The sequence below is a fragment of the Chryseobacterium sp. 22543 genome (assembly GCF_052044565.1).
Lineage (GTDB): Bacteria > Bacteroidota > Bacteroidia > Flavobacteriales > Weeksellaceae > Chryseobacterium.
The window spans coordinates 764199-780168 of record NZ_JBQENH010000001.1 but is presented as its reverse complement, the minus strand read 5'-3'; the positions used below and the strand labels follow the sequence as shown (position 1 = coordinate 780168).

At 36.1% G+C, this 15970-nt stretch carries 18 protein-coding genes, 1 pseudogene and 1 riboswitch; of the genes and pseudogenes, 10 read left to right on the top strand and 9 right to left on the bottom strand.

Translation table 11 applies throughout. The features are described 5' to 3' along the window. The first annotated feature begins 1 nt into the window (after position 1). The 3 genes from ACTJIP_RS03395 to ACTJIP_RS03385 all read left to right on the top strand — a co-directional run bounded on the left by ACTJIP_RS03395 (position 2) and on the right by ACTJIP_RS03385 (position 4550). The gene (locus ACTJIP_RS03395; protein WP_077419329.1) at positions 2-1312 is read left to right on the top strand and encodes a T9SS type A sorting domain-containing protein; all 1311 of its coding nucleotides are present in this window, start codon (positions 2-4) and stop codon (positions 1310-1312) included. A 126-nt stretch (positions 1313-1438) separates the two neighbouring features. After that, a riboswitch (cobalamin riboswitch) is annotated at positions 1439-1615 on the top strand. Positions 1616-1647: 32 nt separating this feature from the next. After that, positions 1648-3474 carry a TonB-dependent receptor plug domain-containing protein gene (locus ACTJIP_RS03390; RefSeq protein ID WP_077419330.1) on the top strand — a complete coding sequence of 609 codons (1827 nt, stop codon included), beginning with the start codon at positions 1648-1650 and terminating at the stop codon, positions 3472-3474. A gap of 20 nt (positions 3475-3494) precedes the next feature. Next, entirely contained in the window at positions 3495-4550 is a 1056-nt protein-coding gene (locus ACTJIP_RS03385; protein ID WP_440704114.1) for a YncE family protein, read from the top strand. Positions 4551-4712: 162 nt separating this feature from the next. Here ACTJIP_RS03385 and ACTJIP_RS03380 read toward each other — a convergent pair whose 3' ends face one another. The 8 genes from ACTJIP_RS03380 to ACTJIP_RS03345 form a co-directional block, all read right to left on the bottom strand. Then, a complete protein-coding gene (locus tag ACTJIP_RS03380; protein WP_077419332.1) occupies positions 4713-6131 on the bottom strand; it encodes a CCA tRNA nucleotidyltransferase in 1419 nt (472 codons plus the stop codon). Between the two features lie 37 nt (positions 6132-6168). Further along, on the bottom strand, positions 6169-6513 hold the full coding sequence (locus ACTJIP_RS03375) for a nuclear transport factor 2 family protein (protein ID WP_440704113.1): 345 nt from the start codon (positions 6511-6513) through the stop codon (positions 6169-6171). 107 nt (positions 6514-6620) lie between these two features. Further along, entirely contained in the window at positions 6621-7169 is a 549-nt protein-coding gene (locus ACTJIP_RS03370) for an L-threonylcarbamoyladenylate synthase (protein WP_440704112.1), read from the bottom strand. Between the two features lie 302 nt (positions 7170-7471). Beyond that, on the bottom strand, positions 7472-7984 hold the full coding sequence (locus ACTJIP_RS03365; RefSeq protein ID WP_077419335.1) for a DinB family protein: 513 nt from the start codon (positions 7982-7984) through the stop codon (positions 7472-7474). 117 nt (positions 7985-8101) lie between these two features. After that, positions 8102-8548, bottom strand: coding sequence for a GNAT family N-acetyltransferase (locus ACTJIP_RS03360; RefSeq protein ID WP_077419336.1), 447 nt, complete (start codon positions 8546-8548; stop codon positions 8102-8104). Between the two features lie 69 nt (positions 8549-8617). Next, positions 8618-9757, bottom strand: coding sequence for a cystathionine gamma-synthase (locus ACTJIP_RS03355; RefSeq protein ID WP_077419337.1), 1140 nt, complete (start codon positions 9755-9757; stop codon positions 8618-8620). Between the two features lie 132 nt (positions 9758-9889). Continuing rightward, entirely contained in the window at positions 9890-10213 is a 324-nt protein-coding gene (gene gldC, locus ACTJIP_RS03350) for a gliding motility protein GldC (RefSeq protein ID WP_077419338.1), read from the bottom strand. Positions 10214-10242: 29 nt separating this feature from the next. Next, positions 10243-11229, bottom strand: a complete 987-nt coding sequence (locus ACTJIP_RS03345; protein ID WP_440704111.1) for a gliding motility protein GldB — start codon at positions 11227-11229, stop codon at positions 10243-10245. 52 nt (positions 11230-11281) lie between these two features. On the opposite strand from ACTJIP_RS03345, the gene ACTJIP_RS03340 reads away from it, so the two are divergent. The 7 genes and pseudogenes from ACTJIP_RS03340 (at position 11282) to ACTJIP_RS03310 (ending at position 15259) form a co-directional block, all read left to right on the top strand. Next, positions 11282-11920, top strand: a complete 639-nt coding sequence (locus ACTJIP_RS03340; protein ID WP_440704110.1) for a leucine-rich repeat domain-containing protein — start codon at positions 11282-11284, stop codon at positions 11918-11920. Positions 11921-11932: 12 nt separating this feature from the next. Continuing rightward, entirely contained in the window at positions 11933-12469 is a 537-nt protein-coding gene (locus tag ACTJIP_RS03335) for a GNAT family N-acetyltransferase (RefSeq protein ID WP_317169680.1), read from the top strand. Next, positions 12459-12989, top strand: coding sequence for a GNAT family N-acetyltransferase (locus tag ACTJIP_RS03330; RefSeq protein ID WP_180564375.1), 531 nt, complete (start codon positions 12459-12461; stop codon positions 12987-12989). The genes ACTJIP_RS03335 and ACTJIP_RS03330 overlap by 11 nt, the downstream gene beginning before the upstream one ends. Before the next feature lie 13 nt (positions 12990-13002). Beyond that, positions 13003-13794: an NAD(+) synthase gene (gene nadE / locus ACTJIP_RS03325; protein ID WP_219073122.1), complete on the top strand. Its 792-nt coding sequence runs from the start codon at positions 13003-13005 to the stop codon at positions 13792-13794. Positions 13795-13883: 89 nt separating this feature from the next. Continuing rightward, positions 13884-14401: pseudogene (locus tag ACTJIP_RS03320) on the top strand (ribonuclease domain-containing protein). Between the two features lie 92 nt (positions 14402-14493). Then, entirely contained in the window at positions 14494-14565 is a 72-nt protein-coding gene (locus ACTJIP_RS03315; RefSeq protein WP_317169715.1) for a hypothetical protein, read from the top strand. Between the two features lie 385 nt (positions 14566-14950). Continuing rightward, entirely contained in the window at positions 14951-15259 is a 309-nt protein-coding gene (locus ACTJIP_RS03310; RefSeq protein ID WP_077418150.1) for a barstar family protein, read from the top strand. Between the two features lie 172 nt (positions 15260-15431). On the opposite strand, the gene ACTJIP_RS03305 is transcribed toward ACTJIP_RS03310, so the two are convergent. Beyond that, a complete protein-coding gene (locus ACTJIP_RS03305; protein ID WP_077418153.1) occupies positions 15432-15914 on the bottom strand; it encodes a cytidine deaminase in 483 nt (160 codons plus the stop codon). Between the last annotated feature and the right edge of the window lie 56 nt (positions 15915-15970).

Here is a 15970-nt window from a genome sequence, read left to right as displayed (position 1 = left end):
TATGAAAAATTTTTACAGAATGTCAATAAAAATATTGACGGCTTGTCTTTTTCTGAAATTTAGTTTTGCAGCAGCACAGCTTACAGTAATAGGGTTGGGAAATTATAATGTAGGTGCAGTTTCAGATAATGGAGTAGTAAGTATGCATACAAGTGCAGGAGGAGTATATAAATGGAATGCAGCAGGCGGACTTGTACAGATAGGTTCAATATCAAACGGATATCCAGCCGCAGGGAGAACGATTGTTTCAAACGATGGAACCAAAATATCATCTTCTGTTACAAATTCTGCAACAGGATTTAATGAAATATCAACTTATGACGTAGCTACTTCCACATGGGTAAACAGAGGAGGGCTGGTTCCTACCGGTTGGGACGGCAGTGTAAGTTCTACATGGGGAATGTCACCGAATGGAAATACTATTGTAGGGTTAGGATTTCTTACTGCTGCGAACGCACATGCTGTGAAATGGGATGACGTAAACGGAATGGTTGACCTGGGAAGTATAGTTTCCGGACGCAGTTCCAGGGCAAATGCAATCAATGCGGCAGGAACCGTGATTGTAGGGTGGCAGGATGAGCCAACCGGAACAAGAAGCGGTGCAAAATGGCAGGATGGAGTAGAAAGTTTTATTACAGATAATAACGGGAATAATGTAGGAGAAGCAGGCGGAATTTCGGCTGACGGAAATACCATTATAGGATCTGCAAATCCTAATCCTTATGTTTGGAATGCTACAAGCGGGCTGACTTATATAACACATCCTAATGCTTCGTTCAATTTCAAAGGAGGAGCTACAGGAATTTCAGCTGATGGAACACGAGTTATTGGTTTTTACAGAGCATTTGGAGCACCTCCAATGTCGGGAGAAGGTTTTATCTGGACTGCATCTGCCGGAAGAATTAATCTGAATGATTATGCAGTATCCTTAGGAATTGCAACGAATGGAGTAACGATGGGACTTCCTCTGGCGATTTCACAAGACGGAAAGAAAATTGCCGGATCAGGGACGAATGCTTCAGGTCAAATAGTTGCTTTTTATCTGGATACTTCTGAATTCTTATCAGTAAATGATACCGTGAAAGAGAAAAACAGTGTTGGCATTTATCCTAATCCTGTAACTGATGTGCTTTATTTTAAAGGAACAGGAAAAATAGAAAAAGCAGAAATCTATAATATGGTTGGGCAAAGGGTGAAATCGTTCAATACTGTGGAAGGACAAATTGATGTTTCATCTTTATCAAAAGGAGATTATATTCTGCAATACTCTGTGAAAGGAGAAAAACAAGCTTATAAATTCATTAAAAAATAACATATATAAATAGTAAAGTAGTGGGATGATGGCCGTTTTCAATTTTGAAAGCGGCTGTTTTTTATTTGTAAAAGTCTGAAATTTTTGATGTAAAAGCCGGTTTTTTGGCAAATACATATAAAAAACTATCTTTGCAAAAATTTTGGTTTCCAGTATTTTGGAATGAAAAGGGAATTGGGTGTAACTCCCATACTGTCCCCGCAACTGTAAATCGCAATAAAAGTTTCTGCAAACAACCACTGTCTAAAACGGGAAGGAGCAGAATGCGAAAGTCAGGAGACCTGCCAACATTATAATCAAAAAACATATTGCTTTCGGAGGAAAAGTAAAAAAGTATGGATATAAAAAGATCTTTAGTACTGCTTTTTTCATCTTATGGCTGTTTTCTTTTTGGACAAGAGAAAACCATAGACACTATTTATGTCTTCGACAACCAGATGAATAGGGTGAAACTTTTTCATCCCGTAAAAATAATTTCGGCAGAAGAGGCCGAGAAAAACTCCAGTAATCTTTCAGAGCTCCTGAGATTTCAGTCACAGGTTTTTATCAAAGAAAATGGCCGAGGGGCTGTTTCTTCACCATCTTTCCGGGGTACTACCGCTCAGCAGACTGCATTTGTATGGAATGGGATTAATATCAACTCCAGTTTTTTAGGACAGGGAGATATCAATAATATTGCTTTGTTTGGCTATGATCAGATCGGTATAAAAGCCGGCGGTGGAAGTGTAGTCTATGGAAGTGGTGCCATTGGGGGAAGTATTCACCTGAATAATACCCTTGATTTTAATAAAGGTTTCCATGGTTCTTTATTTTCTGAGGTGGCTTCCTTTAATACCTATAATAATTTTGTAAAAGGTTCTTACAGCAATGATAAGTTCAGTTTTAAAGCTTCCGGAAATTATTCTGTAAGTGAAAACAATTATGAGGTAAGCGATCTGAAGTATATCAACAGAAATGGAAATTACTATAATACCACATTCAATGCAGGTGCATCCTATAAAATAACCAACGATCATAAAATTTCGTGGCAAAGCCAGTTTTTCGATTCTTCACAGCATTATCCTGTGTATGAAGAAACGGGAACAAAAACAAAATATAAAACTCAAAGTATAAGAAGCCTTCTTTCCTGGGACTGGAATAAAACTAAGTTCAGCAACTCTTTTAAAGCGGCCTATACAGAAGAAAACTTTCAGTATTTCGGTTCGTTAAACCAGCCTAAATCAAGTGGGGGAACAGGGAAAAACTATATCTTTAAAAATGATTTCAATTATTTTCTGAATTCTAAGTGGAATTTTAATCTTATCGGAGAATTTCAGATCAATAAAGGTGAAGGATATCAGAGCGGAATATCCAGTGTCAGTAGAAATATTGGCTCTGTTTCCGGGTTGCTGAGGTATTTTGCTACTAAAGACCTGCGTTTTGAGGGTGGATTTAAGAAAGATTTTGTGGAAGATGTGAAGTCTCCGTTTATGTATTCATTCTCTGGAAAATGGAGTGCCGCAAAATGGTATGATGTAAGCGTTAACGTGTCAAAAAACTTCAGATATCCGTCATTTAATGATATTTATTATGAGCCGGGAGGAAATAAAGATCTGAGACCGGAAACGTCTACCCAGTTTGATATGGTGAATGAGTTCAGAGTAGGAGATTTCAGACTTACTTTGTCTCCTTATTATATGAACATTACAGATCTTATTGTATGGCTGCCTACTGCTTTGGGGTATTGGCAGGCATTTAATGTCAATAAATCTGAATCTTACGGATTGGAATCTCAATTGTCTTTCAGCAAACAATTGGGAAATCATAAAATCCGGGCTAATGCCGGGTACTATTATGCAAAATCTATTGATAAGGAAACGAAAATGCAAAGACCTTATGTTCCCATGCACAGAGGAATGGCCAATGTAGATTATGAATACGGTTTCTTTAAGTTTTTCGCACAGGGACTGGTGAATGGCGTTACTTACACTACAAGTGATGAAAAAAGATCAGAAGCAATAGATCCTTATTTTCTTTTAAATATGGGAGTTTCAGCAACACTGGCAAAAAAGTATACTTTAGGATTTAAAGTGAATAATCTAACGAATACTTATTATAAAACGGTTTCTTTTTATCCTTTACCGAAAAGAAACTATAGTGTGTATGCGGCAATAAATTTTTAAAAAATTAAATTGAATAAATTATGAAAATAACTAAACTTTTAACTGTATTATTTGCAGTGGTTTTATTGTTTAACATGTCTTCATGTACAAGTGACTCTGCAGAGTTTGAAATGTCTCCGATCACTTACCAGAACGGATATTTTATCTCTAATGAAGGTAACTTCAACAGCCAGGGGGCTAAAGTAACATTTCTTACAAGAGATTTAAGCCTGAAGCAGGAGGATGTATATGGTTATAACAACAGTAAAGAAATCTTAGGTGACGTTCTTCAGACCATTGGTCTTGACGGAAATAAGGCTTATCTTGTGATAAACAACTCGAACAAAATTGTTGTAGTAGACCGTTATACATTTAAGAAATTAGCAGTCATTTCAGATCAGCTTGATAATCCAAGAGGAATTACTTTTGCGAATGGATTTATTTATGTTGCCAACACCAATTTCATTGCTAATACTCAAAGTGTAACGAAATATAAAGCTTCTGATTATTCATTTGTAAGTAAAATCAACATGGCTGATGTTTCTGATAAAACAGTAGAAGCAGGAGGAAATGTTTTCGTACAGAATGCTTCATCAGGATTTGGAAATAAGATTACGTATATCAATACTTCCAACGATAGCAAAACTGAAATTTCCATTCCGAATGGTCAGATTGGAAACACTGTATCTTACAAATCCAATGTTTACACAATTTCTTCAACAGCTACAGATTCTTATATCTACAAGATTACGAGCGCAGGAATTATAACACCGGTAATTACTTTGACAGGAATTCCAAATGCTACAAATCTTCAGATTGATAACGATAAGTTCTATTTCAGCTCTGTCAATAAAGTATATACAACAAGCTTAGCTACACCAACAGTTCCTGCAAGTCCGTTATTAACAGCAGCGGATGGTGGACCTTATTATACGCTTTATGGATTTAATGTTATTGATGGAAGAATCTTTGCATCAGACGTTAAGAAGTTTACAGAAGAAAGTGAAATGGTAATATATTCAGCAGCTACAGGGAGCAAGATGGGATCCATTAAAACTGGAGGTCTTGGTGCTAACGGTACTTACCTGAATCCATAATACTTCACAGTATATAAAAAAATAATTTTTTATTTTTTCATCATTTGTGTTTTTTTCCGGCCGGTTTCTTTTGAAACCGGCCGGCTTTGTTTTCCTTGTGAAAATAAAAAAACCGGCGGGATGGAACATCCCGCCGGGCTTTTATATTAGCTATAGATTGAATTAGATTGTTAATCCCAGTTTTTCCGCTTCAGCAATCACAAATTTTGTGGCTTCCTCTTTTTCATTGGGAATTTCACCTTCCAGAATGGCTTCTTTTACTTTCTCTTTCAAAATACCAATTTCACGGCCTGGCTTAAGATTAAACATTTGCATAATCTCTTCACCAGTAATAGGCGGCTGGAAGTTTCTTACCTGATCTTTTTCTTCCACTTCTTTGATCTTCACCGCTACATATTCAAAGTTTCTTTTGAACTTTTCCTGTTTCTTGGAGTTTTTAGTTGTAATGTCAGCTTTACAAAGGGTAAAAAGATCTTCAAGGTTTTCACCGGCATCAAATAAAAGTCTTCTCAATGCAGCATCTGAAGCATCATCAGTGATCAGGGCAATAGGTCGCGATGAAAGTTTTACCATTTTCTGAACATATTTCATATCACTTCCCAAAGGTAATTTCAATCTCTGGAAAAGGTTTTTAACCATTTTTGAACCTAAAAACTCATGTCCATGAAAAGTCCATCCTGTTCCTTCTACAAACTTTTTTGTAGGAGCTTTACCAATATCATGGAGTAAGGCAGACCAACGAAGCCAAAGATTATCTGTATTCACAGAAATATTATCTACAACTTCTAAAGTATGGTAAAAGTTATCTTTGTGGGTTTGTCCTTCCACTTCTTCCACTCCTTTAAGTTCGATCAGCTCTGGAATAATCAGCTTCATAAGACCGGTTTGCTCCATGAGCCTCAATCCGACAGACGGTTTTTCAGAAAGCATAATCTTGTTGAATTCTACCATGATTCTTTCCATAGAAACAATCTTGATTCTTTCCGCTTCCTGCTGGATAGCCTGCAGAGAGTTTTCCTCAATTTTAAAATTTAAAGTTGAAGCAAAACGTACCGCTCTCATCATTCTCAACGGATCATCAGAATAGGTTTGAGCCGGTTCCAAAGGAGTTCTTAAAATTCCATTCTCAAGATCTTCAACCCCATTGAACGGATCAATCAGTTCTCCGAAATTATCTTTATTTAAAGAAATAGCCATCGCATTGATGGTGAAATCCCTTCTTTTCTGGTCATCTTCAAGGCTTCCTCCTTCTACTTCCGGTTTTCGACTGTTTTCGGTATAGCTTTCCTTTCTTGCTCCCACAAATTCAAGATCAAGTTCTTTATACTTAATCATTGCTGTTCCATAAGTTTTGAATACGGAAACCTTTAATTTAGGATCTATATCTTGAGCTACATTTTGAGCAAGCTCTATACCGCTTTGTTCTGTTACAAAGTCTATATCTGTAGAAGCTTTTCTGTTCATCAGAAGGTCACGTACATAACCACCCACAATATACACGGACTGGTTATTCCTTTCTGCTGCTTCAGAAATTATTTTAAAAAGTTTTAAATTCTTATTTTGATTAAGATTAATTTTCATCGTTAATAATAGTGACAATTTCTACGCATGTAACCCATTAATCATAATGAGCATACATTTTATTAATTTTTCCATCTTCATTAAAAAACATGACTTCAACAGCATGTTTATCCATAATCGACTTATAAAATAATGCTGCTGAATCTACTCCCGCTGTAGAATGAATAAGGTCAAAATGGAGATTTGGGAATTTTTCCAATGCCTTTCTCCAATATTCACGGACAGCTTCTTTTCCCTTCAAAGAACTTTCTTTACCGCCTGTAGCCATCGCAATCATGGGAGTTGTAATCTCAATATCATCCGAATAATGGGTAAGAATAGTCTCTAAATCATGAGAATTCCATGCATTAACCCATATTTGAGCAAATTCCTGATGATTCATAGCAAATAATTTATGAGTTGAGTTTGCAAAGATAGAATTAAAAAAAAGAAATCCTGCCGATATGAACTGACAAGACTCTAAAAAATAAACAAAAAGGTTCAGAATTTCTATTCCCGAAGAACCTTTATTCTGTTGTCACTCCATATTTTGATCACCGAAGAACCAGCGTATTTTGAAACTTTTTCTCTGTCTTCTTCCACTGCATAATCTACAAGACCAATCATCTCCTCAGAAATATCAGAGAATTTCAATGGGCTTTTCTCACCACTGAAATTGGCAGAGGTAGATACCAGAGGTTTGTTCAGTTTTGTAATCAGTTTTTTGCAGAAATCATTTTTTACAAGACGTATTCCGATGCTTCCATCCTCCGCAAGAAGTTCTTTGGGTAAACCTCTTGGATTTTCATAAACGATCGTTACAGGTTTTTCACTAAGATCAATAATGTCCCATGCTATTTCAGGAACATCCACCAGATCCTGAAGTCTTTTTTCAGATTCTACAAGAATGATCATGGATTTGTTTTTCTCACGCCTTTTGATGTCAAAAATTTTATTGACAGCTTCTATATTGGTGGCATCACAACCAATTCCCCAAATGGTATCTGTAGGGTAAAGAATTGTTCCGCCGGATTTTAATACTTCAATAATATGTTCCATAATTGTATGTGAAATTCAAAGAGTGGATAAAGGTAGAAAATCTATGGATTTCAGACAAAAAATCAGGATGTAAATGTGGTTATGTTGATAAGTTTTGGCTAAAGCCAATGGAATGGTGTAAAACGTGAAAACGGGCTAAAGCCCGTTCCTATTGATGTTTTTATGACGCATTTAAAAAATGTTTCAACGATTATTAGGTATGCTATCTTATTCAATAGAAATGAGCTTTAGCCCATTTAAATAAAAAAGGAACAAATCCTCTGGCTTTAGCCAAAACTTAATTAAAACTTATTTTTAATCTCCTACATCCATCCCAACTTCGATAAATACCTTTCCTCAATAATATTCAGATGGTGGTAATTATGTCCTACAATCAGCTTTCCGATGGTTTCCACAGAAATTTCATGGCCATTGGCTGTACCTGTATTTTGTAAGGCGTAAGGCGTAAGCGTTTCTAATAGAATCTTGGAAGACTTTCTCACCAGCTTGTATTCTTCCAGAAGAGATTCCAGTGTTCTTTCATTGGCGAAAGACTGATCGGCATATTCATTTTCATCAAACCCTGGAAGATTGTTTTTTTCTCCTCTTGCGAAAGCTAATATTCTGTATTGGAAAACTCTTTCCGTATCCGATAAATGGAGTAGAAGTCCTTTTAATGTCCATTTTCCTTCTGCATAAGCAAAATGAGACTGCTCTTCGGTAAGGTTAGAATAAATTCCTATGGTTTTATCAGCTGATATCTGCAGTTCGTTTAGCCAGTTCCCTGATGGAATCTGATCTAAATATCTTTGAATGTATTTTTGAAAATCGGTCATATTATTTTTTTGTTTTTATAAATTGATTTCGGGGTGTGGGTATAGAGAATGCAACAGAAAGTTAATGATAGTAATGAATATATTTTATAAAATTACTCATTACTGATTTCTCATTACTCATGAATTGCTCCACTCGTAGAAGTTCACAGAGTCATACAATTCAAATCCGCAGGCTGGATACAGCTGATTCCCGATATCATTGCTTTTTCCTGTTTCTAAAAGGATACCACATGCTTTTGATGAACGGCAGTGCTCCTTGGATTCTTCAATTAATTCTTTAGAATAGCCCTTTCCTCTATGGTTTTCATTCACGTAGAGATCATTCAGCAGCCAGTAGCGCTGCATTCTTGTAGATGAGAATATAGGGTATAATTGTACGAAACCTGTAAGTTTACCATTTTCTTCTGCAACAAAAATTTCAGAATCTTTATTTTCAAGTCTTTCCTGAAGAAAACTTGTCGCGGCAGAAATATCTGAGGTCTTGTGATAGAATATTCTGTACTGATCAAATAGTTCAGCAAGTTGAGGCAAGTCGGAAATGACTGCTTTTCTTGTGTTTTTCATATGATTGGTTGGTGGTTATAATAAAATGAGAAGGATTGATTAACCCTTCTCATTTTAGTTTATAGTATGTTAAGAAAAAGCTTTCTCAAGATCTGCAATAAGATCTTCTGCATCTTCAATACCTACGCTTAAACGAACAAGATCATCAGTGATCCCCAGTTCAGCACGTTTTTCTGCCGGGATTGAAGCATGGGTCATCAGAGCAGGGTGGTTAGCCAGAGATTCTACTCCTCCTAAAGATTCTGCAAGGGTGAATACTCTTACTTTCTCTAAGAATTTAATTGCATCTTCTTTCTTTCCGGATTTGAAAGTGAATGAAACCATTCCTCCTGCTTCCTTCATCTGAGATTTTGCCAATTCATACTGAGGGTGAGATTCTAATCCCGGATAAATTACTTTATCTACAGCAGGATGATTTTCAAGATACTTGGCTACTGCAAGTCCGTTGTCAGAATGTCTCTGCATTCTTAATGCCAGTGTTTTGATCCCTCTCAGTACAAGGTAAGAATCATGAGGTCCTAAAATACCACCACTTGCAAACTGAATAAAGTGAAGTTTTTCTCCCAGTTCAGCATCTTTAGCGATAAGCGCTCCCGCAATCACATCAGAGTGTCCACCCAGATATTTGGTGGCAGAGTGCATCACAATATCAGCACCCAGATCAATAGGTCTTTGAATATAAGGCGTTGCAAAAGTATTGTCTACTGCTACTAAAATATCTTTTCCTTTCGCAATATCTACAACCGCTTTGATGTCTACCAATTTCATCAAAGGGTTGGTAGGTGTTTCTACCCAGATCAGTCTCGTTTTATCAGTGATAACATCAGCAATTTTAGAAACATCATCGAAATTCACGAAAGTAAACTTCAGCTGATATTTTTCGAAAAGTCTTGTAAACATTCTGTAAGTACCACCATAAAGATCATCTACAGCGATGACTTCATCACCTGGGTTTAATAATTTCAAAACACAGTCGATGGCAGCAAGACCAGAACCGAAAGCTAAACCTCTCGCTCCATTTTCAATACTTGCCAAAGAATCTTCCAATGCCTGTCTTGTAGGGTTGGCAGCTCTTGAATATTCATATCCGGAATGTACTCCAGGGCTTTTTTGTGCAAACGTAGAGGTCAAAAATACAGGAACATTTACAGAACCTGTTGCAGACTCGTGGTGCTGCCCTCCGTGAATTACTTTTGTATTAAAATTCATAATTTTTTGCTTTAGGCTTGAGCATTAAGCAATAGAATATATTACTTGAGCCCATTGTTTTTTATTAAATTTGCTCTAGCTGAATACAAAAAGCTTACCGCTTACTGTCTCCAGCTTATCACAATTGTTTTTTTACTTAATAGCAGATTTCACAGCAAACTCTTCTGCAACTTCTTCCATCCACTGCGCTACATCCTCCTCACCCGTTGCTCTCTGATAAGTGCTTCCTAAAGATATTAAAATCTGGTGGATAAACATCTTCATTTGGTCTACAGGCATTTCTTTAGTCCAAAGATCAATTCTTAATGCCTCTCTTGTTTTATCATCCCATACAGAAATCATCGTTGCTTTAGTATCTTGCTTATCAATACCTCCATCCTGAGCGTTCCATGTAATATTTTCAGGTACATGATTTTCATCAAGCTCTACATCTATCGTAATCTGAGTCTTTCTCATTTTTCTATTTTTTCTAAATTCTAAATTTTCTATTGTTTAAGTTTCGGTTTATAACCGGATTCATTAAAAATGGTCGTTGCATCCATTTTCAGGAAAGCTGTAAGTTTTGTTTCAGGCTTTTCCTTAAGGTAGGTCTTACAGATCTGCCATCCTGTAAAAATTCCGATTTGTGGTGAAGATTCATTGTCAATCTCCGTATAAAATTTTGAGAATGGTCCGGGCGATATGAAACGCTCTCCCAATCTTGGATCATCACCGAAAATCAGGTTGCTTTCTACAAAATAATTCCAGATGTTGGCTTCATTAGCTGTTGCCCATTCATATTGCTTTTTGGTATAATTCATTTTCAGATAATCAGGAACATCAGGAAGAAAAGCGTCCTGAAGAATCATTACTTTTCCATTCAGAACGATCTGATCAATGAATTTCTGATGATCAGGAGATTCCGTTACAATATTTTCAGCAAAAAGCTGTGAAACCTTAGGAACGATATTCTGCGGATTCATTGATTTTTGAAAATAAAGTTCCAGTCCTTTATAATTAGGATTTCCATCTCCCATAAAACCGGTAATATCTATAAACAGTAGATTTCCTTTCTGATCATAAAATATCGGATCCTGGATCATCTGTAACGCAGATGAAAATAAATATACTTTGGGGCTTTTAAACTGTGGGAAATAATATTTGATATGCGAGAATAAACTCTTCAGCTCTGTTTGTAATGTAGCCTGATTTATCTTTCCAATCGTTTCCTTGTAGATTTTGATCTCTTCAGCATCCATTCTTCTCTTTTCAAAATCTGCATCTGAAACACTTCCCTGAAACCATGGGAACTGAGTTTTAAACTGCTCCAGCGGAACATTCGGATTGTAAAATTCTTTGGAGATATCTGTTACATCAACTTTTTCGGCAGTTTCTTTAACTTCTACCTTCCATTGATTTTCAGCTTCTTTTTTGCAGGAAACAAGTCCGGCAGCTAAAATAGAAGAAAGCGCAATATATCTAAAAATCTTCATTATTTTTACATGGAATTTAAGTTTACAAAAATAAGGATTAAATACACAATTCATGATGAAAATTAAAATAATTACAACCCTTTGCCTTATTTTGGGACTTTCTTTTTTCTATGGGCAAAAGCTGGAATTTAAAGATAAAAACTTTGAAAAAGCTGTACTTGGAAATTTTGATCTGAATAGAAACGGAATACTTGAACCCATGGAAGCTGGGACGGTTACGAACCTGTTCCTTGTTCAGAAAGGGATTACTTCCACAGAAGATCTGCACTTTTTTAAAAATGTGAAAATGATTATTCTGGATGATAATGTGATTCCGAATATTGTACTAAACAGCTTGGATCAACTCGAATTGTTTTCCTGTACAGGATGTAAAATCTCCTCATTCAAAGCAGAAAATCTGAAAAATTTAAGTTCTTTATATCTGGACAATAATCTGTTGGAAGGTATTTCGCTGAATGGAATTCCAAAAATTGACCAATTAACATTATCTTTAAATCAATTAAAAACAGTTGACCTTACGCAGTTCAAAGTATTAAGGAAACTGAATGTAGAACATAATAAGCTTCAAAAAATTGATATTTCCGGGAATCCTGCTTTACAAACCCTCAATGTAATGGGAAATAAAATAAAAGAAACAGACATCAAAAAAGGTACAAAAACAGACGTAACTATTTTTGGTGCTGAAGAATAAAAACTAATGAGTATGAAAATAGAAACAGAGCGACTGATATTAAGAAAACTCGAGGATGAAGATTTTGAAAGTATATTTCTGCTGGACTCCAATCCGGAAGTCATGAAATATATTGGTGTACCGGTATTGACAGATATCAATGAATCTAGAAATGTTATCAGCATGATTCAGAAACAATATGAAGAAAATGGAGTAGGAAGACTGGGAGTAGTGGAGAAAGAAAGCGGTCTTCTGATAGGTTGGAGCGGATTGAAATTATTAACCCATGAAACCAATGGCTACAAAAATGTATTGGAGCTGGGATATCGTTTTTTGCCGGAATCATGGGGAAAAGGATATGCTGTGGAAGCCGGAATAGCTTCTCTGAATTATGGTTTTAATGACCTGAATGCTGAGGTTATTTATGCCTATGCTCATTCTGAACATGAGGTGTCTAATCATATTTTAAGAAAATTAGGATTTGAAAAAACCAGTGAGTTTGAAGAACCTGACGGAGTCTGTTTCTGGTACGAACTGAAACGTGAAAAATATAAGAGTAATGACTATTAGAAAAGAAGAAGAAAAAGATCATAAAAAAGTTTTCAGTCTTGTAGAGGAAGCTTTCAGAGATATGGAACACAGCGATCATCAGGAACAGTTTCTTGTTGAAAAATTAAGATTGTCCAGTGCTTTTATTCCGGAATTGTCATTAGTGGCAGAAGATGGGAATGGTGAAATTGCAGGACATATTCTGTTCACAAAAATTACAATTGAAGGTGATGGAGAATCTTTCCAATCTCTTGCACTGGCTCCTGTTTCTGTAAAACCTGAATTTAAAAATCAGGGAATCGGCGGGAAATTGATTCTTCAGGGACACCATATTGCCAAAGAATTGGGATATGAATCTGTAATATTGATCGGACATGAAAATTATTATCCGCGCTTTGGTTACAAAAAAACAAGTAATTTTGGGATTTCTTTTCCATTCGATATTCCGGAAGAAAACGGAATGGCTGTAGAATTGATAAAAGACGGATTAAAAAATAAAAAAGGAGTGGTGAAATACCCTCAGGAATTTGGAATAGACTAAAAAAATATAAACAATGCAGACACAAAAAGTGATAGATCATATTGTAAGCTGGTTAAAAGATTATGCGACAAATGCCAAAGTAAACGGATATGTAATTGGAGTTTCCGGAGGAGTAGATTCCGGAGTGGTTTCTACTTTAGCAGCAATGACAGGCCTGAAAACATTACTGATCGAAATGCCGATTCGTCAGAAAGTAGATCAGGTAGACCGTGCACAGGATCATATGAATGACCTTAAATCCAGATTCCCCAATGTAGAAACAATGTCTGTAGATCTTACACCTGCTTTTGAAGAATTGTATAAAACTTTTGATGTAAAAGATGATCTGTATCCTAACGAGAAACTTGCTTTTGCGAATACAAGAGCCCGCCTGAGAATGCTTACTCTTTACTATTACGGACAGCTGAACGGTCTTTTGGTATGTGGAACAGGAAATAAGGTAGAAGATTTCGGAATAGGTTTTTATACAAAATACGGAGATGGTGGAGTAGATGTTTCTCCCATTGCAGATCTTTATAAAACTGAAGTATATAAACTTGCCAAAGGATTGAATCTGATCAAGAGTATTCAGGAAGCTATTCCTACAGACGGACTTTGGGATGTAGACAGAACGGACGAACAGCAGATTGGGGCTACGTATCCGGAACTGGAAAAAATCCAGAAAGAATACGGAACAAAAACGGCTGATGACTACGAAGGAAGAGATAAGGAAGTATTCCAGATTTTTGACAGAATGCATAAAGCGGCCAAACATAAAATAGATCCTATTCCGGTTTGTGATATTCCTGAAGAGTGGAGAGCATAATAAAATGTACCAGTTCAGCAGTGTCATCATTTAGCAATAAACGATGCGTTGCCTGATGGGTAAATTGTCACATTTAAACAACTATTGTTATGAACGGTAAAATAAGATCCTTATTTTTTATATGCCTGGGACTCCTTTTCGGAATGGCTGTAATGTATGTTTACAGGAACTTTATTGAAGATAAGAAAGATCATGCAGGTTCTGTAAAAAAGGAAACAGTGAGCTATGGCAGTACCTCCCCGAATGGTGCATCAATAATGGAAATTCATCAGCTCAGGTATCTATTGATCAACTGACAGAAGAAAAGACGGTGATCAGCTACGTGAAGCAGAATCATCAACTTCCGGATTATTATATCACTAAAAATGAAGCCAGAAAACAAGGATGGAATCCTTCCCAGGGAAACCTTTGTGACGTAATTCCCGGAAAAGCGATTGGCGGAGATAAATTCGGAAACAGAGAAGGGCGGTTGCCTGATGGCGAAAGGTACTTTGAAGCAGATGTAAACTATCATTGCGGCGGAAGAAATGCTGACCGTATCATTTATACCCAAAATGGGGAAGTATACCTTACCAAAAATCATTATAAGAGCTTTGAGAAACAATAATGTGTAAATAACAAATTGTCATTGCGAGGAACGAAGTGACGAAGCGATCTTTAAAAAAATAATCACAGTTGAAAGCAGGTTTTGTCTATATCATGACTAATAAAAATCATACAACTCTTTATACAGGAGTTACTTCAAATCTGCCTAAACGAGTTCAAGCATAAGGAATCATATTACTCACAAAGCTTTACCTCGAGATATAATTTATATATTTTGGTGTATTGGGAAGCTTTTCAGGAAATAGGTGACGCTATATTTAGAGAAAAACAGATAAAAGCTGGTTCGAGACAAAAGAAATTAGATCTGATAAACAGTATGAATCCATTATGGAAAGACCTTGCGGAGGATGTTGAAAATATTATGGATGTTTTTTGAGATTGCTTCGTCACTTCGTTCCTCGCAATGACCAGTGTATAATTTGCATTTAAATTATTATAAATATTAATTTTGAAAAATATTTACACAGAGATAGATTTCTAATCAAGAAACGGATTTCTGCAAAAAATGCAAAACTTTTTTAATCAATAAAAATTGGAAATTTAGTTCAATATGAAGACAGTATATATAGATTTTACAGACATAGGTGATTATGAAGATTTTTACGCTCAGTTAAAGGAAAAAATTCAGCTTCCTGAACATTTTGGCGATAATCTTGATGCACTGTCTGACACCATCACCGGAGAAATAGAAATGCCCCTCCATCTGGAATTCGTAAACATGACCGTAGATCAGCTGGAGATTTTTGAAGATCTGCTGACCACTCTTGAAGATGCCGAATACGAAGTAGAAGACTTTAGCTTTAGCTACTATCTGGAGCAGTATGAAGACGATGGGGATGAAGATGAAGACGAAGAATAGAAAAAAAACAAGACTGTTTCAAATTACGAAACAGTCTTTTTTATGCTGAAATGTGAAGTTCGTTTTCTTTTATCACACCGTGTCAAGGTTTTAAACCTTGACACGGTGTAGAAATTTCTTTAAATTTATCAGAGATAAAATCTTTGTGCCTTTCTACACAATACACTAATTATTACAAAAATGAAGAATCAAAATAAAATGGCAGCAGATCCTTCACTGCCTGCACTTTTACAACCTCTTCATTCATACTGGAGAAATAAAGGTCAATATTCTCATTTTGTTTTGTCTCATATTCGATAAGACTCTGACGGCATGCTCCACAAGGAGGAATCGGAGGATTATTTTCATGAAATTCTTTAGGACCTCCCACCACAAAGATCTTTTTTATTTTCACATTTGGAAAATTGGCGGCTACCCAAAAAAGAGTAGTTCTTTCTGCACAGAGTCCGGATGGATAAGCGGCATTTTCCTGATTATTCCCGGAATAGATTTCTCCGCTTTCCAATAACACGGAACATCCTACCAGAAATTGAGAATAAGGGGCATAAGCATTCTCACGAGCCTCTTTGGCTCTTTCAAATAATGTATTTTCTATGGTGCTCAGTTCACTGCTATTTTTAAAATATTCGTAACTGATCTGTATATCTTTTTTCATATATTGTAGACTAAAAAAGGGGGGTAAAATTAGTTCTTTTTAATGAGGTGGGCAAT